Annotated in this window: 24 protein-coding genes and 1 tRNA gene; 10 read left to right on the top strand and 15 right to left on the bottom strand. The window is 46.4% G+C overall.

Annotated features, from left to right (window positions below):
• Window positions 1-68 precede the first annotated feature (68 nt).
• The 5 genes from PRU_RS11690 to PRU_RS11670 form a co-directional block, all read right to left on the bottom strand.
• Window positions 69-1,913: a 2-oxoacid:acceptor oxidoreductase subunit alpha gene (locus tag PRU_RS11690; protein ID WP_041386837.1), complete on the bottom strand. Its 1,845-nt coding sequence runs from the start codon at window positions 1,911-1,913 to the stop codon at window positions 69-71.
• 167 nt (window positions 1,914-2,080) lie between these two features.
• Window positions 2,081-2,153 (bottom strand) — tRNA-Pro (locus tag PRU_RS11685).
• Between the two features lie 90 nt (window positions 2,154-2,243).
• On the bottom strand, window positions 2,244-4,298 hold the full coding sequence (locus PRU_RS11680) for a hypothetical protein (protein ID WP_041386181.1): 2,055 nt from the start codon (window positions 4,296-4,298) through the stop codon (window positions 2,244-2,246).
• Window positions 4,276-5,115 (bottom strand): hypothetical protein, encoded by an 840-nt coding sequence (locus PRU_RS11675; protein ID WP_049769159.1) that lies wholly within the window; start codon window positions 5,113-5,115, stop codon window positions 4,276-4,278. The genes PRU_RS11680 and PRU_RS11675 overlap by 23 nt, the downstream gene beginning before the upstream one ends.
• A gap of 73 nt (window positions 5,116-5,188) precedes the next feature.
• Window positions 5,189-6,520 (bottom strand): UDP-N-acetylmuramoyl-tripeptide--D-alanyl-D-alanine ligase, encoded by a 1,332-nt coding sequence (locus PRU_RS11670; RefSeq protein ID WP_033150753.1) that lies wholly within the window; start codon window positions 6,518-6,520, stop codon window positions 5,189-5,191.
• A gap of 87 nt (window positions 6,521-6,607) precedes the next feature.
• On the opposite strand from PRU_RS11670, the gene folP reads away from it, so the two are divergent.
• The 4 genes from folP to PRU_RS11650 are packed head-to-tail and all read left to right on the top strand — an operon-like array spanning window position 6,608 to window position 10,468.
• Window positions 6,608-7,408, top strand: coding sequence for a dihydropteroate synthase (gene folP / locus PRU_RS11665; protein WP_013064619.1), 801 nt, complete (start codon window positions 6,608-6,610; stop codon window positions 7,406-7,408).
• Window positions 7,409-7,410: 2 nt separating this feature from the next.
• Window positions 7,411-8,193, top strand: a complete 783-nt coding sequence (gene cdaA / locus PRU_RS11660; RefSeq protein ID WP_013064034.1) for a diadenylate cyclase CdaA — start codon at window positions 7,411-7,413, stop codon at window positions 8,191-8,193.
• A gap of 39 nt (window positions 8,194-8,232) precedes the next feature.
• Complete coding sequence (gene pta / locus PRU_RS11655) at window positions 8,233-9,243, top strand: phosphate acetyltransferase (protein WP_013063602.1); 1,011 nt, start codon at window positions 8,233-8,235, stop codon at window positions 9,241-9,243.
• 31 nt (window positions 9,244-9,274) lie between these two features.
• The gene (locus tag PRU_RS11650) at window positions 9,275-10,468 is read left to right on the top strand and encodes an acetate kinase (RefSeq protein ID WP_013065574.1); all 1,194 of its coding nucleotides are present in this window, start codon (window positions 9,275-9,277) and stop codon (window positions 10,466-10,468) included.
• A 51-nt stretch (window positions 10,469-10,519) separates the two neighbouring features.
• Here the strand turns inward: PRU_RS11650 and PRU_RS15430 are convergent, their stop codons facing one another.
• The 5 genes from PRU_RS15430 to PRU_RS11625 all read right to left on the bottom strand — a co-directional run bounded on the left by PRU_RS15430 (window position 10,520) and on the right by PRU_RS11625 (window position 14,505).
• Window positions 10,520-11,014: a hypothetical protein gene (locus PRU_RS15430; protein WP_049769158.1), complete on the bottom strand. Its 495-nt coding sequence runs from the start codon at window positions 11,012-11,014 to the stop codon at window positions 10,520-10,522.
• Window positions 11,011-12,183 (bottom strand): porin family protein, encoded by a 1,173-nt coding sequence (locus PRU_RS11640; protein WP_013065189.1) that lies wholly within the window; start codon window positions 12,181-12,183, stop codon window positions 11,011-11,013. Before PRU_RS11640 ends, PRU_RS15430 begins: the two co-directional genes overlap by 4 nt.
• Complete coding sequence (locus tag PRU_RS11635) at window positions 12,180-12,719, bottom strand: RNA polymerase sigma factor (RefSeq protein ID WP_013064444.1); 540 nt, start codon at window positions 12,717-12,719, stop codon at window positions 12,180-12,182. The genes PRU_RS11640 and PRU_RS11635 overlap by 4 nt, the downstream gene beginning before the upstream one ends.
• A gap of 6 nt (window positions 12,720-12,725) precedes the next feature.
• The gene (locus PRU_RS11630) at window positions 12,726-13,412 is read right to left on the bottom strand and encodes a hypothetical protein (protein ID WP_013065092.1); all 687 of its coding nucleotides are present in this window, start codon (window positions 13,410-13,412) and stop codon (window positions 12,726-12,728) included.
• Between the two features lie 70 nt (window positions 13,413-13,482).
• Window positions 13,483-14,505, bottom strand: coding sequence for a sugar kinase (locus tag PRU_RS11625; RefSeq protein ID WP_013064435.1), 1,023 nt, complete (start codon window positions 14,503-14,505; stop codon window positions 13,483-13,485).
• 158 nt (window positions 14,506-14,663) lie between these two features.
• Here PRU_RS11625 and PRU_RS11620 point away from each other — a divergent pair, with 158 nt between their 5' ends.
• Entirely contained in the window at window positions 14,664-15,212 is a 549-nt protein-coding gene (locus PRU_RS11620) for a hypothetical protein (protein WP_033150758.1), read from the top strand.
• Window positions 15,213-15,665: 453 nt separating this feature from the next.
• Here PRU_RS11620 and PRU_RS11615 read toward each other — a convergent pair whose 3' ends face one another.
• Window positions 15,666-16,430, bottom strand: a complete 765-nt coding sequence (locus PRU_RS11615) for a UDP-2,3-diacylglucosamine diphosphatase (protein WP_013063258.1) — start codon at window positions 16,428-16,430, stop codon at window positions 15,666-15,668.
• A 1-nt stretch (window position 16,431) separates the two neighbouring features.
• The gene (locus tag PRU_RS11610) at window positions 16,432-16,752 is read right to left on the bottom strand and encodes a metal-sulfur cluster assembly factor (RefSeq protein WP_028906660.1); all 321 of its coding nucleotides are present in this window, start codon (window positions 16,750-16,752) and stop codon (window positions 16,432-16,434) included.
• A gap of 66 nt (window positions 16,753-16,818) precedes the next feature.
• Between PRU_RS11610 and PRU_RS11605 the strand changes: the two genes are divergently transcribed.
• From PRU_RS11605 to PRU_RS11590, 4 genes are all read left to right on the top strand, one after another.
• Window positions 16,819-18,537 carry a helix-turn-helix domain-containing protein gene (locus PRU_RS11605; RefSeq protein ID WP_013064832.1) on the top strand — a complete coding sequence of 573 codons (1,719 nt, stop codon included), beginning with the start codon at window positions 16,819-16,821 and terminating at the stop codon, window positions 18,535-18,537.
• 91 nt (window positions 18,538-18,628) lie between these two features.
• On the top strand, window positions 18,629-19,036 hold the full coding sequence (locus tag PRU_RS11600) for a hypothetical protein (RefSeq protein ID WP_143040116.1): 408 nt from the start codon (window positions 18,629-18,631) through the stop codon (window positions 19,034-19,036).
• Window positions 19,037-19,055: 19 nt separating this feature from the next.
• The gene (locus tag PRU_RS11595; protein ID WP_013063874.1) at window positions 19,056-20,378 is read left to right on the top strand and encodes a zinc ribbon domain-containing protein; all 1,323 of its coding nucleotides are present in this window, start codon (window positions 19,056-19,058) and stop codon (window positions 20,376-20,378) included.
• Complete coding sequence (locus PRU_RS11590; RefSeq protein ID WP_041386172.1) at window positions 20,378-20,944, top strand: hypothetical protein; 567 nt, start codon at window positions 20,378-20,380, stop codon at window positions 20,942-20,944. The genes PRU_RS11595 and PRU_RS11590 overlap by 1 nt, the downstream gene beginning before the upstream one ends.
• Here the strand turns inward: PRU_RS11590 and PRU_RS11585 are convergent.
• From PRU_RS11585 to PRU_RS11575, 3 genes are all read right to left on the bottom strand, one after another.
• Window positions 20,923-21,531, bottom strand: a complete 609-nt coding sequence (locus PRU_RS11585; protein ID WP_013064917.1) for a hypothetical protein — start codon at window positions 21,529-21,531, stop codon at window positions 20,923-20,925. The two genes, PRU_RS11590 and PRU_RS11585, sit on opposite strands and share 22 nt — an antisense overlap.
• Before the next feature lie 20 nt (window positions 21,532-21,551).
• Entirely contained in the window at window positions 21,552-24,971 is a 3,420-nt protein-coding gene (locus tag PRU_RS11580; RefSeq protein ID WP_143040117.1) for a hypothetical protein, read from the bottom strand.
• Between the two features lie 630 nt (window positions 24,972-25,601).
• Entirely contained in the window at window positions 25,602-26,198 is a 597-nt protein-coding gene (locus tag PRU_RS11575; RefSeq protein ID WP_143040118.1) for a hypothetical protein, read from the bottom strand.
• Window positions 26,199-26,369: 171 nt separating this feature from the next.
• Here PRU_RS11575 and PRU_RS11570 point away from each other — a divergent pair, with 171 nt between their 5' ends.
• Complete coding sequence (locus tag PRU_RS11570) at window positions 26,370-26,906, top strand: zinc-ribbon domain-containing protein (protein ID WP_013064204.1); 537 nt, start codon at window positions 26,370-26,372, stop codon at window positions 26,904-26,906.
• The last annotated feature ends 22 nt before the right edge of the window (window positions 26,907-26,928 follow it).

The following is a 26,928-nucleotide window of genomic DNA, read 5'->3' as shown; positions in this document are numbered from 1 at the left end:
TTTGCAAGGACTACAGGACTTAAGGACTATTTTTGTAAAGTCGTTTTAGTCCTGTAGTCCGTTGCTAATTATTTTTTTATGATCTCCTCAAACGCATTTACAAGTTCTTCTACTACGAATGGCTGGCCCTTTACCTGATTGAACTGGTAAGGTACGAAGCCGTCAACCTTCATGCGGAGGTAAGCAGCCAGCTGACCCATGTTCTGCTCGGCTACTACCACCTTCTTATATTTAGTAAGAACGGCAGCAGTGTTCTTTGGCAGTGGGTTCAGATACTTGAACTGAGCCTGAGCTACCTTGTAGCCCTTAGCCTTCAGCTCATCCATAGCTGAGTGCAGGTGACCGTAGGTGGAACCGAAGCCAACAATCAGCAGGTCGGCATCGGCATCGCCGTCAACTTCAAGGTCGGGCACCTGGATATTGTCAATCTTCTGCTGGCGCAGACGAGTCATCAGATCGTGGTTCTCAGGGTTGGTAGAGATAGCACCTGTGTTAGAGTCCTTCTCCAGTCCACCCAGGATATGAGCAAAGCCCTCGCGACCAGGAATAGCCCAGTAGCGGGTTCCGTTCTCGGCACGCATGTAAGGTGTCCACTTACCCTTCAGCTCCTCAGGAACGTAAGGAGGATTAATGGCATCGAGCTTGGCCATCTCTGGCAGTTTGAAAGCACCAGAACCATTAGCGATATAAGCATCGGTGAGCAGTACCACAGGTGTCATGTGCTCAAGGGCCATCTTGGCAGCCTGATAAGCAGCGTCGAAACAGTCGGCAGGACTGGTGGCTGCCAGCACTGGCATGGGGCTCTCACCGTTACGGCCGAACAGGGCCTGCAGTAGGTCGGTCTGCTCGCTCTTGGTTGGCAGACCGGTAGCAGGACCACCACGCTGTACGTCGAGTACTACGAGTGGCAACTCCATAATCACAGCCAGGTTCATGGCCTCGCTCTTCAAGCAAACACCAGGACCAGAGGTTGAGGTAACACCCAGTGCACCGGCGAACGAAGCACCGAGAGCCGAGGCACAGCCTGAAATCTCATCCTCGCACTGTACGGTGATGACACCGCACGACTTGTGCTTACTGAGCTCGTGCAGCACGTCGGTTGCAGGAGTGATAGGATAAGAACCTAAGTAAAGGCGCAGACCAGCCTTCTCGGCAGCAGCGATGAAGCCGTAAGCGGTAGCCTTGTTACCGGTGATATCCATATAGCGTCCAGGAGTCTTCTCCTTGGTTTCTACGCGATAAACATTGATAGCGCTTGAGTGTGTGTTGTGACCATAGTCCCAACCAGCCTGAATCACCTTGATGTTAGCCTCGGCGATAGCAGGTTTCTTGGCAAACTTTTCACGCAGGAAGTTAGCTACGAGGTTCAGGTCGCGATCGAAGAGCCAGCAAACCAATCCGAGCGCGAACATGTTTCTACATTTCAGCATAGCCTTGTTGTCCATACCGCTGTCGGCCAGACAATCCTTAACCATGGTAGTGAGAGGGCACTGGATCACACGGTCGGGGTCGATACCCATCTCGCCGAGGTAATCCTCGGTAGCAAACTGGGCCTTCTCCAGATCCTTAGGACCGAATGAGTCTGTGTCGATGATAATCGTTGCACCGGGCTTGGCGTAACGATACTGTGTCTTTAGCGCGGCTGCGTTCATGGCTACGAGCACGTCGCACTTGTCACCAGGGGTGTAAACTTTACCAGCACCGATGTGTACCTGGAAACCTGATACACCAGTGAGCGAACCTTGCGGGGCGCGGATGTCGGCTGGATAGTCGGGGAATGTTGAAATGCCGTTACCAACGGTGGCACTGACCGTAGAGAAGATGTTTCCAGCAAGCTGCATGCCGTCGCCGGAGTCACCAGAGAAGCGTACAACCACTTGGTCAAGCTCCTTTACTTCCAATGTTTCTGCCATAATATTCAGTTTTGTTTCTAACGTTTCTAACTTACGGGGTGCAAATTTATTCAATTTTAGCGGAATATCCAAGGAAAAACGCAAAAAAATGCATTTCTGGACGAAAATTTATACATAAAGCCATAAAAAAGGTGGCCGTTTTACACAGTCACCTCTCTTGCTCTAGGTCGGGATGAGGCGACTCGAACGCCCGACCCCTACGTCCCGAACGTAGTGCGCTACCAACTGCGCTACATCCCGATTTTGCGGGTGATTCCGAAGAATCGCCTGCAAAGGTACATCTATTTTTTGAAATACGTGCACGAAAAGGGATAATTTTTACTAAATCCCTTATTTATGCTTACTGTAGTATTGACGGAACTGGTCGTACTCATCGCACTTGGTAATGTACGCTGGTTTGTTGGTCATATTCTCAACCATATTGTACAGATTCTGGAAGGCGCGGAACTGCCACGATTCGCGGTTATACTGCCTGATATAGTCGGCTGCCTGCTCGTTCCATTCATTGCTGGTCCACAGCTTGGCACCTGGTGTGGCGTTATAGAGTTCCTGCCAGCCCATGGCAAACATAGCCTTCAACTTCAGGTTCTTATCCTTTGTCATGGTTGTCTTCTGCAACAGCTCCGCAGCTTTAGCGCCAAAGTCAATCTCGTTTACACGTACCGAGTCGTAGATGTTCTTCGAGCTGCGGAGCAGCCACCAGCAGTCGCCCTTCAAACTGGCTTGGGCATAGCGTACGGCCAGGTCGTAATAACGCTGGTCGAGAGCTTTGTCTTGCAATAGGTTCAGCGAACTTTCCATGGTCTGCATCTCCTTACAGAATTCGAGTTTGATGTTTTTGTTCCACTTCTGCTCGCGCTTGTAGGCATTGCTGCTATCAAGCCACTGGCGTGTTATCCAAGGTTCAACATCGTACTTGCGTGCTGTAGAATAATAAAGGTACTCCTGACTGTGGTGATAGTTAAAGTATGTCAGGGGCAGTTTGCTGAGCCACTCGATGGCTTTGTCCCATTTGGCTAAGCGCATGTACTTGGTGCCGATGAGCTCGATGTACGATGAATCGTTAATCTGGAACTGGCGCTGCAGGAACTGGTCGAAGGGCTTGTCGCCTGGTGTCTTGGTGTAATAGAAAAACTTCTCCAGGTCGGCCACAGGCATGGTTTCCATACGCTCGATGTAATCGGTGTTGTTGGTGATAATCATCAGCGCCAACTGCTGCTCGGGTTTGTTCTGATAGTGGGGCACGATAGCCTGATACGAGATTCGTCGCAATGCACTGTCAAAGAATCCGTCGGCTGTTTGCTGTTTAGACTGCATCCATGTCAGCTCTTCGGTAAAATACGTGTCAAAACTGTCGCTGGGTTTAGCTGTGGCGGTAGTCATGAAGAATTTCAACACGCGGGCATTATCCTTCATACGCTGGGTACCTTCCATTTGCATGGCGGTGTTGATGTCTTTCAGGGCTTCCTGTTTCTTGCCTGCCAGGTATTCGAGCCAGGCCTTCGCACTCTGCCACATAATGGGTGTTTCGGTTTTACCTTCGCGTACCACTTTCTGACAGAACTGCTGCATCTGAGCCGACTCCTGCTGGTTGATGTCGCGGATAAAGAGCTTACCGCCCAAAGCTCCTTCGGTCTTGGCATCTTCAGCTTCCTGAGCATTGTTTACAAAGTCCTGCAACAGGAATGGCAGCACCTTGGCATTGGGGTTCTGCTGGTATTGCTGACTGATGGCCTGGAACGAGCGTTTCTTATAATAGATGGTCATCAAACTCTCGTAGTCGTCCATCTCGGCAAACATCTCGCCAGCTTCGGCTGTGCGACCGCTCTTATACAGGGCACCGGCATAGATGTTCTTCATCATATCCTTATATACGGTCTCGATGAACTTGCTGGCTGTTTGCTCCCAGAAGTTAATGTTGTCCTGATGGCGACCCAATATCATGTTGCAGCGCATATAGAGCAGGGCATGCTGCGAGCGCAGTTTGGTCTTGGTTTTGCCAATGGCATAGGTGCGTACCGTTTGCAGGTCGCGTTTCTGGGCGTTTATGTCCTGAGGAGTGGGGTAGTTCCACTCGTATTGCTTGCGCTGTTCAATATCTACGCAGTTCAGGTATTTCTTCAGGTTCTGTAGGTAGCTCACCATCAGGACATCGCCTTTCTTTCGGGCGGCCTTGATGGCATCGTCGGCATTAAACCAGAAGTACTCCTCGGTAGATCCGAGATAGGCTTTCCAGTTGTCGTTGCAGATACGCTCCACACGGTTCTTAAAGTTCTTCTGCTCGTACATGCTGAACAGATAGGAGTTGGTGGTGTCCCACCACAAGCATGCCATCATGGGCATGGCGAGTACACATAAAAGGCTAATGATGATAAATCTCTTCATAGGTCTCGGTCTTATATCTGTTAATGTTATCTGTTTCCAAATGATAGGTAATGACAGCCTTGCTTAGGCAGGGGCGCTCTTTTTCTAAGGTTTTCTTTACTTTCAATAGCTCGGCCGCCTCAATGGTATGCTCTATCCTTACGTTCTGTATGTTGCGTATCCATTGGTAAACGGGGTAGGCTGCAGCAAGGGGTAACTGATACTGGGCCAGCTTGTTAAGGTATGGATACACATCGCGATAGTCGAGAATGGGATTCCGTTCCTGCCACTTACGTGGATCGCCCGTGTTGTAAACCATCAGCACACCATAATCCACAGGTGGCACGGGCATTGATAGCTGGTGCAGTCGGATGGTAGTTGACAATTGATAGTGGATAGTTGACAGTTGTGATTTGATGGTTTCGAGGAACTGATAATAGGTGGCGCGACTTTTTGAGGTGTAATCGCAGTCAATCTGTATCTCGTGAACGTTGCCGATGTGGTTGGTCTCGTTCATCTGCATAATGCGTTTCACCAGTTTTTCGGCCAGGTCCTTGTGGGGCTTTTGCATACAGTCCTCGGTAATATAAACGGTGGGTATGAGCTCGATGCCGGCTGGTAACGTATCAGTAAAAGCGATGGTGGCATTGGGCTTGGGCTCAGTGCCATCATCGCTCATCACTACATCAAAATATCTGCAATATACCTTATTAATATGGTGTTGCTTTAAGAAGGCACGCTCGGTAGAATCGAGATGCAAGTCGGTGCGCCAGTAGTACACACCATTACTCTGCTCAAGGCTCTCGTCTTGATATCTCTGCTTTCCGCAACTAATCATTAGTAGCCCCAGCAGAATTGCCCACAGCGTGCAACCTTTAAAGTTCAAAGCCTAAACTTCAATGATCAATGTCTTACAGCAGTTCGGGCAGTTGATAGAGCTTTGTGCTGTTTGAACCCTTGATAAGAATGTAATGGCCTGTTGGCTGTTCGGCAGCGATGGCGGCTTTTACCTCCTCTACATCCTTAAACTTACGGAAGTCGCACTGGGTGTCCTCGAACTCTTCGCCTACCAACCATACAGTCTTGATATCCGATGTTTTCAGGTAGTCAACCACATGCTGGTGCTCCTCGGCCGATACCTCGCCGAGTTCACGCATGGCACCAAGGATGGCCATCTTGTTGTCGGCCTGCATAATCTTGAAGTTCTCGAGGGCAGCCTGCATTGATGAGGGGTTGGCATTATAGGCATCTACTATCAGATGGTTCTTCTCGGTAACGGTCATCTGACTGCGGTTGTTGGATGGCTCGTAGGCTTCGAGGGCGGCTACAATCTTTTTGCGATCTACACCAAAGTTGATACCTACGGCGATGGCTGCCAGCAGGTTGTCGATGTTATACGATCCAATCAGCTTGGTCTGTACCTTGTGCCACTTGGTGCTGCGACCTTCTTCTTCGAGTACCATCAAAGGCTCGCGCCAACGGAACTTCAGGAATGGGTTGCACTCCAATACCTCGCCGCTGATGCACGAGTACTGGTTGTCGGGATCGGTAGAGTAGGGTGATAACCACATCTCCTCGTCGTCGCTAATCTGATCTATCAGGTGCTCGTTGTCGGCATTGATAAAGATAAGACTGTCCTCGCGACTGCGCAGGAAATCGTAAAGTTCGCATTTTGTTTTAATCACACCTTCGAACGAACCGAAGCCCTGCAAGTGGGCACGACCAACGTTGGTAATCAGTCCGCAAGTAGGTTCAGCGGTCTCAGCCAGCGTCTTGATGTCGCCAGGGTGACTGGCACCCATCTCAATTACGGCTATTTCGTGCTCCTTGTTCAAACGGAACAGCGTCTTGGGTACACCTACATCATTGTTAAAGTTACCCTGGGTGTAGAGCACATTGTATTTCTGTGAGAGCACAGCGGCAATAAGCTCCTTGGTGGTGGTCTTGCCGTTGGTGCCTGTGATACCGATTACGGGGATATCGAACTGGCGGCGATGCTCGCGGGCCAGGTCCTTGAAAGTCTGCAGACAGTTGTCAACCTTGATGATGCGGGGATCGTTGGCCACGTCTTCATCTACGATGGCATAAGCACAGCCTTTTTCGAGTGCCTGCAAGGCGAACTTATTACCATTAAACGACTCACCTTTCAGTGCCAGAAAGATGCTTCCTTCGGGGCAGTCACGACTATCGGTTGTGATGCACGGATGCTGCTCATACAGCTTGTATAGTTCCTTAATATCCATAAACTTCGTTATTTTTGGTGCAAAGATAGTGAAAATTCTTAATTCAGGATTCTTAATCCAAAAAAAATGTGTATCTTTGTGGGCGATATGAACGAAACGATTCAAATTCGAGGCAAATTAGTGGATCTCAGCACCCCGCAGGTGATGGGAATCCTGAACGTTACGCCCGACTCTTTTTATGCAGGGAGCCGAGTGCAGACTGAGGCTGAAATTGTGCAGCGTTGTCATCAGATTATCGACGAAGGTGCCAGCATGATTGACGTGGGTGGCTATTCTACCCGTCCTGGTGGCACCGAGGTGTCGGAGGCCGAGGAGATGGAGCGCCTGCGTTTTGGTTTGAAGATTATCCGTCGTGAGTTGCCCGATGCCATTATTTCGGTAGATACGTTCCGTCCCGATGTGGCCCATATGACGGTTGAGGAGTTTGGTGCCGATATCATTAACGATGTGAGCGAAGGCAACGAGACCATGTACCGGTTAGTGTCGCGCTTACGCGTACCTTATATATTAATGTCGCAGCAGCCCACGCTGAAAAGCATGCTGATGTCGTTTGCCCGACAGGTACAGCAGTTGCGTGATTGTGGTGCTTGCGATATCATTCTTGATCCTGGTTTTGGTTTCGGTAAGACGCTGGAGCAGAATTACGAGATTATGAACCAGATGGAGCGTCTGCACGTGATGGAACTGCCCCTGTTGGTAGGCATCTCGCGTAAGTCGATGATTTTTAAACTCTTGGGTACTACGCCTATGGAGTCGCTCAATGGTACTACGGTGCTTAACACCATCTCGCTCATGAAGGGGGCTCACATCCTCCGAGTGCATGATGTACGTCAGGCCGTAGAATGCGTAAAAATGGTGCAATCGTTAAATAGTCAAATCGCAAAATAAACATGTTCTTCGAGTTTGGCATAAAGGACTTCATCGACATCCTGCTTGTAGCTATGATACTTTACTACATCTACAGGCTGATGCGCGAATCACGTTCGCTTAACGTGTTCATAGGCATTCTGATGTTTGTGATTACGTGGCTGTTCGTGTCGCAGGTGGTCGAGATGAAGTTGCTTGGCTCGATACTTGATAAGCTGGTGAGTGTGGGTGTTATCGCGCTCATCGTACTTTTCCAGGACGAAATCCGTAAGTTCCTTTATAACGTAGGTGCCCACCGTCGTATGCGGGCATTTGCCAAACTATTTACATCAAGGGATGTGGGCGAAGATGATAAGAAGGCACTTAAGGAGATTATCATGCCTATTGTGATGGCATCGATGAATATGAGTCGTGGCAAGGTAGGTGCGCTCATCGTGATAGAGCGTGCGATGCCACTCGACGAGATAGCTGTGACCGGCGATCAGATCGACTCCAATATCAATCAGCGACTCATCGAGAACATCTTCTTTAAGAACTCACCCCTGCACGATGGTGCCATGATCGTATCCAAGAAACGTATCAAGGCCGCAGGTTGTATCCTGCCGGTAAGTCACGATATGGATATCCCAAAGGAGTTGGGGTTGCGACACCGTGCTGCCATGGGCGTATCGCAAGAGAGCGATGCTGTGGCCATCGTTGTATCCGAGGAAACGGGTGGTATCTCTGTCGCTGTTAAAGGCGAGTTCCATCTGCGTCTCTCGGCCGAGGAACTGGAGAGTATCCTCACCAAAGAATTAGAACAATAAAGAATTCATATATATAACATTTTAAAACAAATCAAAGTTATGGATCTATTAAGTTCAATTGTAGCGCGTGCTAAAAGTGATAAGCAGCGCATTGTGCTCCCTGAGGCAGAAGAGGAGCGTACACTCTGTGCAGCCGATAAGGCTCTGGCCGACGACCTCGCCGACATCATCCTGATTGGTAACCCTGCTAAGGTTGAGGCTCTGGCTAAGGAGAAGGGACTCACCAACATTGGTAAGGCAACCTTGATCGACCCTGAAAACTACGACAAGAGCGAAGAGCTTGCTGAGAAGCTGGCTGAGATTCGCAAGAGCAAGGGGATGACTATCGAGGAGGCTCGTAAGCTCATTAAGAATCCTCTGTACCTGGGTTGTATGATTATCAAGACCGAAGGTGCCGATGGTCAGATTTATGGTGCACTCTCTACTACTGGCGATACACTGCGTCCTGCCCTGCAGATTATCAAGTGCCAGCCTGGTATCACCTGTGTAAGTGGTGGTTTGCTGCTCATCTCTAAGCAGAAGCAGTATGGCGAGGATGGCGTATTGGTAGTTGGCGACGTAGCTGTTACCCCAATGCCAGATGCTGCTCAGCTCTCACAGATTGCTGTCTGCACCGCTCAGACTGCTAAGAGCGTGGCTGGTTTTGCTGAGCCACGTGTGGCTATGCTCAGCTTCTCTACTAAGGGCTCAGCTAAGCACGAGGTAGTAGATAAGGTAGTTGAGGCTACTCGTTTGGCTAAGGAACTCGATCCAGCACTCAAGATTGACGGTGAGTTGCAGGCCGATGCCGCTCTGGTTCCATCAGTAGGTGCTAAGAAGGCTCCTGGTTCTGATATCGCTGGTAAGGCTAACGTACTGGTATTCCCTAACCTCGAGGTAGGTAACATTGGTTATAAGATGGTTCAGCGCCTGGGCGATGCTATCGCTATCGGTCCTATCCTACAGGGTATCGCACGTCCTGTAAACGACCTGTCGCGTGGTTGCTCTGTTGATGACATCTACTACATGATTGCCATCACCGCTTGTCAGGCTATGGACGCCAAGAAGTAATACATTAAACATTAAAGATTAAACATTAAATATGAAGATTCTTGTATTGAATTGTGGCTCTTCATCTATCAAGTACGCCCTGTACAACATGGACGATAAGAGCGTGATGACCAGTGGTGGTGCTGAGCGTGTAGGCTTGGACAATGCCTTTGTAAAGGTGAAGCTGGCCAATGGCGAGAAGAAGCAGATTATGCACGATATCCCCGAGCATACCGAGGGTGTTAAGTTTATCTTCTCTCTGCTTACCGATCCCGAAATCGGTGTGATCAAAGATCTGAAGGAGATCGACGCTGTAGGTCACCGTATGGTGCATGGCGGCGAGAAATTCAATAAGTCAGTTATCCTCACCGACGAGGTTCTGAAGGCTTTCGAGGAGTGCTCTGATCTGGCTCCCCTGCACAACCCTGCTAACCTGAAGGGTGTTAATGCTGTTAAGGAGCTGATGCCAGGTCTGCCTCAGGTTGGTGTGTTCGACACCGCCTTCCACCAGACCATGCCTGCTAAGGCTTATATGTACGCTATCCCTTACGATCTGTACGAGAAGTACGGTGTTCGCCGCTATGGTTTCCACGGCACCTCTCACCGTTACGTATCAGCTCGTGCTTGCGAGTTCCTGGGTATCAAGGCCGAGGGTACTAAGATGATTACCTGCCATATCGGTAATGGTGGTTCTATCGCTGCTGTTCTGGATGGCAAGTGTATTGATACCTCAATGGGTCTTACCCCACTCGAGGGTTTGGTAATGGGTACTCGTGCTGGTGATATCGACGGTGGTGCTGTTACCTTCATCGAGAAGAAACTCGGTCTCGACGCTGATGGTATGAGCGACCTGCTCAACAAGAAGAGTGGTGTAGCTGGTATCACTGGTGGCTCGAGCGATATGCGCGACGTAGAGAACGCTGCTAAGGCTGGTGAGCCTAAGGCTGTACTGGCTCAGCAGATGTATTTCTATCGTATTAAGAAGTATATCGGTGCTTATGCTGCTGCCATGGGTGGTGTAGATGTAATCGTGTTCACCGCCGGTGTTGGCGAGAACCAGATTTCTATGCGTTCTGAGGTTTGCAAGGGCCTGGAGTTCCTGGGTGTTAAGTTCGACGACGAGAAGAACAACGTTCGTGGCGAAGAGGCCATCATCTCTGCCGATGACTCAAAGGTTAAGGTTGTTGTCATCCCAACCGACGAGGAGCTGATGATTGCTACCGATACAATGAATCTGCTGAAGTAATTTAGCTTATAATAATATGACGATCCCCGCCCAACAGGCGGGGATTGTTGTTTAAAAGGCATAGCCTACGCTGACGTAGGGGTATGGAAATATGGCCCAGATGGGGGTAACTCCCAGTCGTAGTGTTAGGCCACGCTTAGGTTGTAATCTGATACCAGCATTCAGGAATGGAATGAAACCGATACGATTTTTTATTTCCTCTGGGTGATCAGGGGCTGTCGCAAAATTTCTTGTATGATAGTAGCCAACCGTGCTACCGCCTCCCAGCTCAAATTTCAACACTTTGCTACCGAAGAGGTAGTTTAGTTCTAAAGGGACGGCCACACCATGCGTTTCTTGGTCTTGTCCTGGAAAAAGATGGGAATAGCTTAATCCAACTCGATAGCCAGTACCTTCGTTACCTTTAAATCGCGAGTCGTAGTTGATGCCATATCCTAAGTGTGCACCAAGAAACTCTGCTGAGATACTCCTGGCGGGCTTTTCGCTGGTTTGTGCGCTTGCCGTCAAAGAGAAAGCAAGTAGTGAGAGTAATAATAGTTTCTTCATTTTGGTGAGTTTAAGTCGAATCTGAGTCCCAACTGTAGATTGAAACTCGTAGGTTTATCTTTAAAATAATTATTGATAGTACTACCATTATCTATATAGTGCCGAATGCCAGGCTCGGCATACAGACTCAGCTGAGGGATGATATGGTAGGCCAATCCCAAACTGCCACCTATCGACCACTGCATGCGATCCTTGTCCATCACCTGATTCACCCCATCGGTATTCGATTCGGCTTTGATATTCCAGTCGGCTTGGGCGCCTGCAGTAAGATAAAGGCTGATGCCATGCCATTGCAACAGGTGGGCCTGCAGGTTCAGGGGCACGCCTATGTAGTGGAGCTTCTGATGGCGCTGTATCTGATGGTTGGGCATCAGGGTGGTAAAGGTTGAATTCAGCTTGGTATAAACCAAACCCGAACTGAGCGACAACCAGCTATTGAGTGGATATCCAACAGAAAGACCGAACGATATGGGCTGGTTGTGACTCTCTTGCTCTTCGTAATCTGCTAGAAAAGCACGCGTTGCAGCCACGCGATGCATCAACTGCGGGTTCATCATCACCGCATTCTTGTTGTTCATATCGTTGGTGTTACCCTGAGCAAACAGGCCCATGGTAAGGCGCATCGGCTTTTGCTGATGATGCTCCACATGAGAATTTGCCTTAGGCTCTGCTGACAGTAGGGGATGTACCTGTGGGCTTGGTGTATCTTCCTTGGGCTTGTTAGCCGTTTCATCGGGCTGCGTGGCCTTCTCTGTAGGTTCAGGAACTTCGCTTTCTGTTTGCATAGCTGTTTCTGCTATCTGTGTAACTGCTTTTGCTGCTGTTACTACCTGAGCAACAAGTTTCTCTGGAGCCTTTACTGCTGCATCTGGGGTGATATCTGCTTGGGTGGCTACGGGCGCTTCTTCCTTATCGGCATGATTGGTAGCCTTAACCTGTGCCACTTGTGGCTGTACGGGCTCGTTGTTCCACATCAGATAGGCACCACCAAACAGCACACCAATGATAGCAGCTGCCATCATCCAACGACGCAGAGCTATGTGGCGCGTCTGACCTTTAGCCTGCTTATCGAGCGAAGCCTCAATGCCCTCCCACAAGTCGCGCGATGGCTCCTGGTGGCAGTCTTTCAGGTGGTTGTTAAGCCTTTCGGCCCATTCTTCTTGCTTCATATCTCGTGTCGTTTGATGTAATCTGTTATCATTTGGGTGAGTATCTGTCGCGCTCTCGACAGCTGTGAGGAGGATGAACTCTCTTTGATACCTAACTTATTGGCTATTTCGCGATGCGAGCAATGCTCGAACACATACAGGTTTAGTACCATTCTGTAGCCTGTAGGTAGCTTGGCAATCATTGCCGTCAGCACATTGGGCGGTATCCGTTCTATCTCTGGCTCTTCGTCCTGTGTATCAGGGATGACATCGGTAAACGTCATGCGCTCATGATGTTTCACAAAATCAAAGGCCTTATTAGCAACAATCCTGCCTATCCAGCCTTTCAACGAACCCTCACCTCGGTAATCGAACTTGCCGATAGAGGTAAGGATGGTCACAAAGCTGTCCTGCACCACGTCTTCCACGTCGCTCACTTCGGCTATATACCTTAGTCCGATTGACATGGCATAGCCCTTGTAGCGCTCGTAGAGTTGCCTCATGGCAGCACGATCGCCTTGGTTGATGGCTGATAGCAGTTGCTGTTCGTTCTCCACTTCTTTTTACTTAACTCTTTCGATACTGGTGAACTTGAGCTGCATCGTGGGATTGAGCGTTTGAATTTCCTTCTGCCCGTCGATGATGATTTCTATCTGCGTTACTGTTAGTATGTTTGTGAACGATGCGCCACTACGATCAAGCAAAGCGGTAGATTCGGTAGGTGCTATCGTCAATACTACAGCCATCAGCGTGCCGTCATCCTTGGTTACGATAAATGGCAGGTATATGGTGCTATATGTTTCGCTTGGCATCATCTCCAGATAGAACGATAGATCTGATATGCCGATAATGCGATAAGGAACGGCGAGGGTCGACTCCAGGCAACTTCCGTTTCGATAGTCAATCAGGGTCTGCATCCAAAGCTCTTCTTCGGGTGTTGGTGTGTTGCCATAGGGTGCTTCAGCCGAAAGCTTGGCCACCTTTACCTCAGGCAGGAATTTCTCCATGATAGCTGCGTAAGGATAATCCGCACAAGCTACGTAGTTTTCGCCTTTAAAGCCTAATACAGTACGTATATAAGTCTCGTTGCCTTTCACGTTGTCAACCATCCATACACCTTTGAAAGTGTAATCGAGGGATGGTTGGTCAGAAGGGTCGAGATGTGGGTCACCTGTTTCAAGCATATCGCTGCCAGGGCTGCATGATAGCAGCGTTACTAATACTATAAATAATGGAAATATTCGCTTCATATTTGTACACGTTTTATTGCTTCTTTATCCATTAAACGATGAAGAAGGCCAAATACTGCATCAAGAAATGTTAAATTTTCACATCAAGAATCTCTTCCTCGGTTGAGAGGTTGAAATCGCCGGGGATGGTGTTCTTGAGGGCTGCGGCAGCTAACGAGTAATTCAACTGCTTCTGCATGTCGTTGGGGAACAGACTGATGGCATGCAGCCAACCACCCATAAAGGCATCGCCCACACCTACAGGCTCCACCACATCAGGGATATCCATGATAGGTGCCTGCAACAGTTTATTGTCGGTATAAAGCAGGGCTGTCAGGGTGTGATGGTTCGAGCTTACGATATTACGCATACCCATCATCCAGTGTTTTACACGGGGGTAGGCAGCATGCAACTCGTCGAACCACTCGCCATACTCCTTCATCTGCATCTCGAAGTTAGAGTCGGTAGCCGTGAATGGTGGCTGTGGATGCTGCGACAGCCAGTCGAACTCGATGGCATCGCCAAACATCATATCGCAACGCGACAGCATGCGACTCAATGTCTTTCTAGGCTCAGCGCCCTCATACTTCCAAAGGTTCTTGCGGTAGTTGATATCGAAGCATACAGTAATACCCAACTCATCGGCCACGTCGAGTGCCTCGAAGGTGGCATCAGCAGCCTGTTGCGAGATGGCTGCCGTGATACCCGACACATGGAAGTAGTTGCAATCCTTCAGTATCTCGCGCCAGGGAATCATGCCTGGTTTCAGATCGGAATAAGCCGAGCCATTACGGTCGTAAATCACCTTGGCAGCACGCATGCCGGCAGCAGGCTCAAAGTAATAGGTACCAATACGCTGTCCGCCATAAAGCACACGGCTGGTATCCACACCAAGTTCTGCTAAGCTCATGGCTCCTGCATGACCTACTGGCGTATCAGGCAGTCGGGTAATATAGGTTACATCTTCGCCCTGGGTAGCCAACGATACGGCCACATTAGCCTCGCTACCACCATACTTACTGGTAAACAGGTCGCCCTGAGTCAGTCGCAGTTGTCCGGGCTTCGAAAACCTGAGCAACAGCTCGCCAAACGTTACTATCTTCTTTCTGTTCATGTTGGTCATTATCTGATAACTTCGCTGCAAAGATACATATTTTAATTCAAAAAGACTTAATGTTACATTAATTTTTATATCTGTAAGATAATATAATATTTCATTTTGAAAAGATATGCAGAAAAGTATTACATTTGCACCCGTATTGAAAAGACTAAATGATGAAACTGTATCTGATCATATGGTTAATGTTGTGGGGCTCTGAGGTGTTTGCTCAGCGCAAACTGGTGGTGGCCAGTTTAGAGTCGAAAGCGCCGCAGCGTGATATCAAGGTTCGTGTTGATAATGGCGATGAGATTGTTACCCCATGGAATGGCGAGATTGAGGTGCCCGACAGCTTTAAGCGTATCACCCTGAGTCATCCCAAGTTCCAGCACCGTTATGTGCTGCACGATGAACTGAAGAACGATACCATTTACTTGATACCAACCTTGCATGCCATCGACGAGGTAGTGGTGTATGGAACCGACCGTAGCAAACAGATGATGGCCAACATCATGCGTCCTGCAATCCCTAAGGAAGTGCCACTGCCACAAGTGGTACCAGCTGGTCCCAATGTGTTAGCCATGTTAGGCTGGCTATTCGAAAAGACCGTGGCCCCAAAGATTGAGGCTAAACAGCGTAGAAAGAGGGCCCTGAAAGTAGTACGCCAGAAAGAGCAGGAGTATGAAGCCAAATGGGATGCCCTAAAGGCACCCCAGAAGTGACCACGATACTCTTTAACATATTTTGATGCAGTATTTTTACTTCTTAGTCGTTTAATGAGTAAAGAAGTTTTTTAAAAGCATTGAAATCTGATTTTTGATGTCATAACGTCATATCTGATGTAAACATCTGTAAGATAGTAAATTACAGATGATGATATTATATGATATTAAATTCTTTAACGTCATATTGGGGCTGTTATATGACATTGAGATAGGTTGTATAAAGTGTTTCATCAGGAGAAACACTTTGTTTCTCAGGGTGAAACACTTTGTTTCTACTGATGAAACATGTTGAAAACATAGGTTCTTTTATGCAGTGATGTACCTTGTATGACATCATGTGTTTTAATATGACATCATAACGTCATATATAACCAACTAAAAGTCAGATGGTTATAATGAATATGACGTTATGACGTTAAAAATTCGAATAATTTGCAGTGAAGTGCTTTTTCATGGGCGGCTTTCGCCTTCGATGTATTGCGAAAGGAGCAGGTGTTCGCCATCAAACATCACATAAGAGAACTGACTGATCCAGTCGCCTAAGATAATCATGCGGGCTTTCTTGGTGAGCTGCAGATCTACTTCGATGTGACGATGACCGTAGATGAAATAATCTACGTTAGAGTGGTACTGGATGTACTTTTTGGTAAACAGTACCAGATGCTCGCGGTTCTCGCCCATATAGGCAGGCTCTTCGCCGTTAGGACGCTTCATACGACTGTGCTTGGCCCAGTTTAATCCAAACCACATGCCCCAACGGGGATGTAATGACGAGAAGGCCCACTGGCAGACCTTGTTGTGGAAGATACTCTTGATAAGCTTGAACTTCTTATCAGGATCACCCAGTCCGTCGCCATGTGCCAGGAAGAACATCTTTCCGTATATCTCAGTCGTCTCGGGTTTCTTATGCAGAATCACCCCGCACTCCTTTTCCAGATACTCGTAGGCCCAGATGTCGTGGTTGCCGGTAAAGTAATGTACCTCGACACCCATGTCGGTGAGTTCCGAGAGTTTGCCTAAGAAACGGGTGTAGCCCTTGGGAACCACATATTTATATTCGTACCAGAAGTCGAACATGTCGCCCAACAGATAGATGGCTGCTGCCTTCTCCTTGATGCTATCGAGAAAGCGAACCAGTCGGCGTTCCTGCATGCGCTGGTGCGGAATGGCTAACGAGCCCAAGTGGGCATCGGAAAGGAAATATACGTTCTTCATATTAATCGAATCCAAGTTCAACTCTCGCTTCTTCGCTCATCATACTCTGATCCCAAGCGGGTTCGAACACGAGATTAACATTGGCTCCCTTTACGCCATCCACACTCTCTACCTTGGTGCGGACATCCTCAAGGATAAAATCTGCAGCAGGGCAGTTGGGGGCTGTAAAGGTCATGTCCAACTCAACAGAACTGTCGTCCTGTACATCTATCTTGTAAATCATTCCCAGGTCGTAGATGTTGACGGGAATCTCGGGATCGTAAACGGTCTTCAGTACATCTACAATCCGCTCTTCTATCTGTGTCTTCTCTTCTTGTGTCATAATCGCTGCAAAGATACAAAAAAACATTCTCAGGACAAAAGAAAATCTTTCCTTTTTTGTTCAGATATGGAATTATTTCGTATCTTTGCAACCAAAACCTATCAGATGGGCTTTATAAGTGTACAAGTTAATATAAAACAACTTATATGTATATTGATAATGTCGTTGACGTTGTCAATACCTGCAATGGCTATCTCTGCAGGAAACCATTGTCCAATGGTTAAGATAGAGGCTGAACGTTTGCCTGATATGACGATACCACGTAGTGGGCACTCTGTTTTCGTAGTGAATGGCGAGGTAACGGTTGTTGGTGGTCATACATCTGGATTCAAGTTGACATCGACTGCAGAATATCTTAAAGACAATAAGTGGTATCTGTTGCCTACCGTCTATTCGCATGATGGTGGAATGTCTATAGTCATGAAGTCGGGAAAAGTGCTGTTGGCGGGTGGCTTTAAGGATAACTTGGGCATTTCGCAGAGTTATGAAGTAGAACTCTATGACCCCATGACTCATTCTTGCAAAGGATTCGGATGCCTGAACCAAAAACGTGCTTCGGCAGCTGCTGTAGAAATGGATGATGGTAAGGTGCTGATTACAGGTAATTGGTATGCTGATGACGAGATAGAACTTTACGATGGTAAGGCCTCGTTCTCTCATGCAAAGGCCGTTTCCCAATCGCGCTATCTGCCTCATGTGTTACGTACTTCTGGCAATGATGCGATGATTATTGCAGGTTATGATATGCATGGCGAACCGCTTGATACGATTATTGTTGATCGCTTATATGGAGAGGCTGTCAGAGATACATTGTTTTATACTTGGCGCCCATTGCATTATGACCTCTCTCAGCATAGTGATGATAGTTTTATCGGCGATGAGGCTCAGCATTTTTATCGTTATCTGGTACCTGTTGAGAATAGTCGTGGCCAATTAGCGATTGTTGATGTTCGTGATACAATCTTTTCTCTTCTCCCAACGATTTGTCCTATCCCAATGAAGAGTCAGTGGGGGACTATTAAATATATAACTCCGGTTTATGCAGATCGTTTGAATCATCGTGGTTATGTATTAGGTTTCGATAAAACACGCCGTGTATATGCACTCTGTATCGACTATGCCCAGATACCAGCCAAACTAACGCTTTATTATACTGATCCTTTGCCAAAAGATGCGGGTATGTTGAGCATTCCTGTTCTTACAAAAGATGGTAATCTGTTATTAACAGGTGGTATCGATGATAAAAGACCAAACGAAAATTTCCAGCCCAAGGCTTCTGTTTGGTTGTTACGTTTCACAGAAGAAAGCAAGGCGGAATCGCCTCTTTGGATATGGGGCGTTATATTAGTATTAATCATAATCGCAACTTCTGTTTTCTTTATACAGAGAAAGCTGCGTGGACGTAGAATGGAACTCGAGGGAGCTGACCAACCAACATCTGTAAATGTTGATACTCAGTTAATGCAGCGTATTACAGAGTTAATGGAAGAGAAACAACTTTATAAAGTTCCTGATTTGAAGGTCTTGGATATCGCAAGTGAGTTAAGAACCAATGCCCGTTATGTATCCGACTGCATTAAAAACTCAACGAATTATTCCTTTACTCAATACGTTAATAGTTATCGTATACAGCATGCCCAGCAACTGATGCGTGATTTCCCGGATCAGAAGATCTCTACCATTTATATAGATTCGGGTTTTACTAACGAAACAACATTCTTCCGAGCGTTTAAGGCTATTACAGGAATGACACCTAAAGATTGGAAAAACCTGCAAAACGACTGACAAAACAAGAATTGTCAGTCGTTTTGCAATTTTTGATAGTCGCTTTATGGGCTATTATGGCTATCTTTGCCCCACAAAAAATATGATGCTTATGAAAAAGATTCTATTATGTGTGGCGACCTTGATGGCTTTTGTAGCTGGTGTTAATGCCCAATCGCTCAAAGAAAGAGCGCTTGTATATAAGTATGTGGTTAACGATAAGGCTCCTGGGGTTCACACCACCATTAAGAATGGTGTGAAAATCTGGACTAATTCTAATGGCGACAATCTCGGTGAGTATAAATACTCTGTCACTGTTAGTGAAAAGAAGGAAGCTGACAAGATCAGAGCGCAAGCAATAGATGAGATTTCAAAGAAATCATTGTCTAAAATTGATCGCAAAGAAGCAGATAAAGCAGTAAAAAAGAAACTGCTCGAAAAGAAAACTTCCAATAACAAGAAGAATAACAACTCTTCTTCTGAGACAGAGTCTGTGTTTAATGTCAACACAAAAGATTGATTATAAAATGCTATAACTTATGGCAATTTGTGAAAAGTGTGGTCATTCCAATGATGACAATGTGAAATTCTGTGGTGGTTGTGGTGCCCGTATGGATGTAAGACGGTCAACACCTCCTCCTCTTGTGTTCGACCTTGAACCTGATGAGGAATCGCCTAAACAACCAAAGCGCGAACATAGAGGATCTGTACCTCCACCATATGAGCCTCGTCCCGCCTCGCAGTCGTCAGAGCCCAAACCAAAGAGTAAGTATGTTGAGCGTAGTAGCACTCCTGGTTCTTTGTCGAGGGGGTGCATGCTCAAAGGGTGTTTGGTTCTGTTGGTTGCTTTCCTAGTCTGTAGTGGAATTATGGCCTACCTGTTTTATCAGGATGATGAAAAAGAAAGCAGGGGCATCTTAGACAGCATTGAAACTCCAGAGGATACTATTAATATTGTAGGTGTTTCAGGTGTATCCTTATCTAAGGATAGTGAAGCTTCAGAAGAGAATGGTGAAGAAACACTCCCTATTGGGAAGGAGTATATCAACAGAGAACTTAATACAAAGATTGGTTTTGCCAAAAGTGAGAGTAGTTCCGAACCTGTATATGTCGTTTATTTCTCAACAGACGATACTAAGGGACATGATATCGTGAAGATAAGCCCCTCAGGTAAGGGGCACTTTACGCTTTATAAGTCGGATGGAATGACTCCCGATGCTGAGCTCTATATCTATCCTGGCGCAGAGAAGGTACGTATATCAAGCAAAGGTGTAGAGGTGATATTCCAATCTGCCGAGAGTTTCTCAGAGGCTGTCAGCAGTACCGATCCCAGCTATACACCAGCACGCTATGCCATCACGGCAGGATCGGATAAAGGTAAATGGGAAACACTGCAATCAGGTGAGACGGTCTATATCTATCCAAGTGGTACCTATGCCCATAGTATATGGATAAAGGATGGCGGTAAATTTTATTATGTAGATGCTAGTGGCTGTCGCATGAAGAATAACTATGCTCACGATGGCTTTTATGCTGGTCAAGACGGTGCATGGGACAACTCGGTGAAATGTATTGATGTAAATAAGTTGCCGGGGAAATTATATACTGATAGAGACTCTCAGAGATGGATTTTCGATGTAAAAGAACATAGTAATGGCACAATCACTGGTACAGCTCAGCACATCTATCGCGGTACTATCAACCTCACCGAAAATTATGTTGTCAAGTCGTTCGGTCATAGTGCTTACTCGTTAACAAAGAAGGACGATGAATTTGTACGCTGCCATGTGGTGGTACTCGATAATGGTCATACTATCCTAGTATCTTCTGCTGGTGCCACAGATAAATTTATATTGAACTAATGAAGAATTTTTATCAATTACTTGAATTAATCACGATGTTATTGGTTGTTAGTACTATCCTAACAGCCTGTCATCCGTCGTATGTTAATGCGCAGAATGAGTTAGAGACGCTCTTAAATAGTGAAGAGGGACAGAAGATGACAGCTGACCAGCTGGCTGAGATGACGCCTGGTTTTGCTGATAAGTTGCGAGGGGCTGGTTGCGAAATTCATTTGCCGCTTACAGATGAAAACGCGTTGCCTAAAACTGGTCAACTTTATGTTTCCTCCTCTACAGGTAGTAGTATTGTGTTCCATCAGAACGGCTCAAGTGTTACCGTAACCATTGCTTTGCGAGAGAATCATTGGGGTATGCCTGCTGACAGTTTGGAGGGTACTGCACAATATGTAGTGCAATCTCGCGGAAAAGGCCTCTATACCTTATATAATAATGAGGAAGCTCGTTTTGAAGGACGATTAGTATATGTGTTTCCTGGTGCTGATAGTATTATTGTTACTCGTGGTAGCCAGGAAACACAGCAGACTTTCTTTAGAACTGCTACAGATTATGATGCCGTTGGGCAGTGATCTTTGATGTATTGGCAAACCCAGTCGTAATCCTCTTCATCCACATAGATGTGGTTCCAACTGTACCATGCCTCTGTGAGCTTGATAAGATTGCGGCGAGGGGCTGTCTTTACTAAACGAACATTCTTGAAATCTGTCTTGGTGACTTGTACACCAGATGAAAAGAGGGATAGTCCCACCATGCTCAGGTCGCCCTTGGCTGCTCCCATCCAACCGCCAATGGTATTGATCAGCTGAAGTTTCTTAACTTTCTTGGGCATCTGATGGTGCTCAATACCATTTTCGTCCATCACAAACAGGGCGGCATAGGTGCCTCCCATGATGGCTGCAATAACCAGATAGGCTGGAATGGTGATCAGGAAGAGGAACAAAAACACACCCGTCAACATCAGTATGGATGATAGCACCTCCTCGTCCAAGCAGAAATTGATGACCGAGAAGAGCACAACGCATACCAGATAGCAGATCAGGAACATGTTTGCTATCACATAGAAGATGGTTGGGTTCCGATACATATTTACCTCATAGGCCCAACGGTACTTGCCATCTGGGCATAACTTAATACCATTTTTAATATCTTCGCTCATATTATGCTATTTTTAATGTACTATCCTACTTTTATGACTAAGTCAGACACGGCTTTTGTGACGCTCTCAAACGAATTATAGCCTAACTGCTGCAACGCATATTCCACTTCACCGAGCGATGCATTGCCCTTGGATGTCATCTCTTCCATAACGGCTATTGCCTCGCGAAGTTTAGTGGGAATCTTACTCGTGAAGTTCCGCATAATATCGCGCGACTCTATCAGTTTGAATACTTTTACTTGTTGGCGACAACCCTCCATAATCTCACCAATAGCTGTAGCCTTCAGCTCGTTTTTGAGTATATTATCTGTAATTTCATCAGCAGCATTAATAAGTTTTGCAGCATAATTGAAGCGGTCTAACCCCTTGTGCAATACAGCATCGGCCACCTTCTTAGGATTACTTAGCCCCTCGCCATGCAGTGCCTTAACAATCATTTTCTCCAGATCCACACCATAACTCTCATGATGTTTCAGAATGTCCTCAATTACTGTCTGGTCCATGTGTTTGGCCAAACGGTCAGCCAGTTCTTGAGTTTTCAAAAGTTGTGCAGCTGTAGGTTTGATGCCTATACCAGCGGCATTCTTAGGTAGTGTTATGGCATTTAACGCCTCGCGGAATTTCGCGTTGTATATTCTTTCCGTCAGCTTTTGATCGAAATACCTCGTTACGCCATTTTTGTCTATATAATAGAATGTGATGTCGTTGTCGAAAGTTACGGTCTTTCCTGACAGTAGGTCGTCGATGTTCGATGACGTGGCATTCTTGATTCTGATCATGGCGGGGTTAATACCCGTTTCTTTAGCCAGTTCTTTGATAGACTCTTTACCGGCTTGTGAGTAGACTCCTTTTAGTGTCTTGTTGAATTGCATTCGCGTATTGTTGATAAGCAGATTGCCTATCGCCTTATTATTTTGATTGGCAAGTAGCTGCTCTGTATTCTTGAGCATAAACATGGTGCGCTTGTCACCCTGACATGCTTTAATCATCCTGTTACGCAACAGGAAATTCTCAACCGAAGGACAACTGTCGTATAGCTCTACTGCCGCCATCAGGTCTTGTATATTGCGGGTAGCACGATTCTTGCCATATAATTCAGCAGCATTGAAGCGGCTCCCCTTAGCTATTTGCTTACCTTCTTCTAGCAGGCTTAATGCCGATTTCCTTGCAGCCTTTTCTGCCATGCCTACCTGCCAGCCAAACTGTGTTTTTGTCCAAGCCTTCAGTCCTGTGCTCACTTCGTTTAACATGCCTTTGCCAAGTTGCGTACCAAACTCCGTTACTGCTTTTCTCGACATAGTGCCATTCCATGCCATTTTCCCTAAACCTTTTGCGCCTTTAATGGCTCCACCTCCGAATATTTTGACTGCGGAAGCTGCAGCTTTAAAGGTGTTCTCGAAAAGATAAGCTTTGACTACTGGCGTAACACCAACTTTAAACATCTCGTAAACACTATTTCCACCCGCATCAACATATTTCTTCATGCTGTATGGAACCTCAATACACATGAAAGCAGCCTCTGAACTGCCCAGTGTTGCGAAACCTATGCCAATGCGTACTGCAAGGGGCATGTCTTCTATCGTTTGGTGAGCACTCTCCAACCATTCGTATGTCATCTGCTCCAGGTCGTCACAGGCCTCAGCACGCTCTATTGCCTCCTGTCCAACGCCTTCCATAACGTGCTGGTATGTGGTGTAAATGGCCTTGATATTGCGTTCGTAGAAACCGTACTCTTCTTTATAGAATTCAATTTGCAGGCGAATGAAGAACAACAAGGGAGCCAGGCGATCATTTAATCCTGCCATATAGATATCATCCTCCAATTGTCGCAGTTCATCTTCTATCTTGCGTTCACGTTTCACTGCTTCCACTCTTGCTTCGTAGCTCGCGAACTCGCGCTTTGGCTGAGATAGTAGGTGAACAACACGCTTGAATTTTTGTATCTTCGGTTTCTTGGGGTCTTTGGGTTGGTAGGATGCACTAATCTCAAACTCCACATCGAAGCGGTTGGGCGCATTTAGCACACCTGTACGACAGTAGAGCATATAGTACAGACCAACAGTTTCATTGTATCGTGGCTGGAGCTGCAAGCCCAAAGCGTCCAGCATCTTCTGGTATTCGATAAGACGTTGACGGCGCTCTGCCACAGAATTATCTAAGTCCATACCTTCATCAAGTTCGATTTTTAGCAGTCCCTCGTCATCGCGTACATTCCAAATAATATTCTCAGGTCGTGGATCAATAACCAGCAGTTCGTTGGTTTCATCATCCCAGTCATACAGCTTCAATGTGCATCGGTTCTCTGCTGGCCTGCATTCCTTGCCATCACGATTTACCTTTGGAAGCTGCAGTTCGTGGCGCATGGGATCCTGCTCCTCCAAATAGCAAGCAACATTGGGATTAATATCCAATACCAAGCCCATGTAGTAACGGTATAGTGGCAGGTATCCTTTAATAATAACCCCGTCCTGATTATCTGCAACAATCTCGATAGCATATGTAGCATAAGTACCAGGCACACCTTTGTCTTTTTCTTTATCCTGAAGTTGGTCGTTAATGTTTGCTAAATAATATTGTTTCTTTTCGTCCCATTTCACATCTATGCGGTAGTCGTTGGTAGGTTTATTCTCTATGTCAAGGATAGCTGCAGTTATCTTGGCTTTCTCTTTTTCAATGCCATTAACTAAGAATGGTAATCTTGCTTCAGGGCCGAAGCATGCCGGTAGCGTAAGGTTCTCTTGGAAAAAGATGATTTCACCCTTGGTTACCTTAAAGTGCAGGCGGTTGGTATAGCTGGCACCTTCGTTGGCCAACACGAACTTCACGATTCCCTCTTGAGGTGGGTTCTCTGCTTCCGGTGCCCATACGTAGGCAGTCTTCCAACCGTTTTCTATATCGCCCATCTCTACGTGCAGATATTCGTCTCCGCTCATAATCTGAATCTGGCGAGTCAGATTCTCATCCACATATTCAGGACCCTTCTTTGGCTTGCGGACAATAAGGGCATTTACCTGCTGACCTTTATCACCAACAAGTAGTGTATCGCCAAAGTTTTTATATACCTGCATCTGCAGCTGATCGGGTTCATCATCTTCCTCCTCTTCCTTTTCCTCCTCTTCGGGTTCTGGTTCAGGATCATCATCCTTCTGCTGCTTCTTTTTCTTTTTGCGGTTTCTCCACCAGCCTACCAGACCACCTGCAACAAATGGCGGTATGATATACTTCCAGATACCTTCCTCGTCAGAAGCATCGTTATCTTCCTCATAGGGTGGAATATATTCTGGCGTGTCGTCTTCATCAGTAGGGGTGTCATTGTTCTTTGCTTTCTCACCTTTTATGAACTTGTATTTGAAATATACAATTGGTGTTTCGGGCTGTGAAACCCAAGAAGATCTTGCTAGAGCGATTCCTATATATCGGTATGTCTGATCTCCATCCATACGTGCGCCAGGTATATTAAATGGTACATTCCATTCTCCATAATCACCAGATTTTCGCAAAATAGCATTCGTATAATCTCTTACGGAAATATTCCCGTTTTTTTCTTGATTACAAGTTGGAAGTATTTTGGAACTTCCTCTAACGCTTGCTTTGTTGAGGCCGTCAATAGCTGTGATTTGTGCTATGATACCAAATAAATCTCCATGAGGGCAGCTGGTGTTGGCTGTAAAAGAAACTCTTAAGACGACCTCTTTATCAGCATAGATGTTTTCTGGAAGTCCACTGATGATGAACTGTCCTGTAGCGGTCTCACCTTTATGGTCGTGTGCTAAAGTCCATTTTTTTTGCTTGACAGGGTCGTCTCTATAATTTGATAAACATCTTTCAACAACTTTTTTCTGGATGTAGATGGAACCGCGGCTAAGACGATAAGTTACCTCGACATTATTGTCAGGGCTCATCGATCCTCTTGACTCATATTTTGCCGGAGGAGTCTGAACCTCAACATCTATCAGTTCCCAATGAGCCTTTTCTTGAGCCATAGCAGCAGAAATAAAGAAAAGGGCTATAATAACTATTAGGTGTCTCTGGAATATTGTTTTAAGCATAGTCTTAGGTGTTTTTAGTTCTTATTTTGTATGATAGGTTTTCTCTGAGCGTTTGTAGCCCCAGGTAATGAGGAGCTCCTTGCTGCCTGGCTTTATCCAGACGATGCATTCTGCATACTCTGGGAATCCATCGGGATGCTTGTCGTGATTCAGGCAATGGCAACCTTTGTGCTTGATATTATAAAAGGTGTAAAGGCCATTACCTCGAGCATGCACACGATAATTTATTGTTGTATCTGGTGCTTGCTGCTCCCAATCATGTATAACTGTCCGAAGGTCGGCTGTGCCAATGGGGCAGATGGTGTCTCCCTTGATAGTATCTTGATGGAAGACGATAGTGCTGCCTGTTGCATCATCGATGTAAGGTGTGTCAAACAATGGAAGTTCGTCAGCATCCGTGGTAGGGATATTGACAACAAAAACACTATTGTTTTGATAGCCGTCTTGATGAGCCAGTTCTGTGGCGCTCATCATGTGTCCCTTGGCACTATTTAATACTGCATGAAGATGTTTAACGGCATCCTCTTCGATATTAGCGGCATCGTTAGTTATCTGCTGGGATGGGGTAGGACCGCAAGCCATTAGCAGAACAGTTGCAAAACAAAAAATCTTATTCATATCGTGAATCCTATAGTTATTCCGCAAATTTACCGCTAATATCCAAGAAAAGCAATAATGATGGGGCTAAAACGACTTACAATGCAAGAATTGATAGTCTTTTTACGATTTTTGTAAGTAACGCAGTCAGACTTTTTCCCTATATTTGCGAAATAAACAAACCTAGTTATTATGCATAAATACATCGGTTATGGAAATATGTTCTGTTGGCACTGCGGGAAGCGTGTTCATTTAGGGAAGAAATTCTGCCCGCATTGTGGTGCACGATATAATGGAACCGCCAAACACAGTAAGTTTAGCTACCCCGTCAACAAGCGTATCTCGCCCCATGTAGGTCTGGGTCCATTCCATTTTACGTTTGTTCGTTTCCTGTTTAAATACATCATCGGAAGCATCATCACAGCAGTAATCGTTCTGAGCGTCATTTATATGATAGATAATTATGACGAAGGTGTGTATGAGAAGATATGTATGATTCTCTGCTCGTTCTGGGTAGTGTGGCTTGCGTGGTATTTCTTGTCTAAAGCCTTGGCAGTGCCGGCGGTTCACCGTAAGAATAATGCAAAAGCTGCAGTTGGTGATGAGTTGGATTGTGCATGTTGCCATAATAAAGGGGTTGCAGGCGAGAACTATTGCGATCTCTGCGGTACTGTGCTTTACTACGATCATAATGGCATGAATCAGCCACCCGTTGAGCCAGACAAGTGAATAACAAACCAAAAACTATAAA

The sequence above is a fragment of the Xylanibacter ruminicola 23 genome (assembly GCF_000025925.1).
Taxonomy (GTDB): Bacteria; Bacteroidota; Bacteroidia; order Bacteroidales; family Bacteroidaceae; genus Prevotella; species Prevotella ruminicola.
This window is presented reverse-complemented; position numbering and strand designations above follow the sequence as displayed.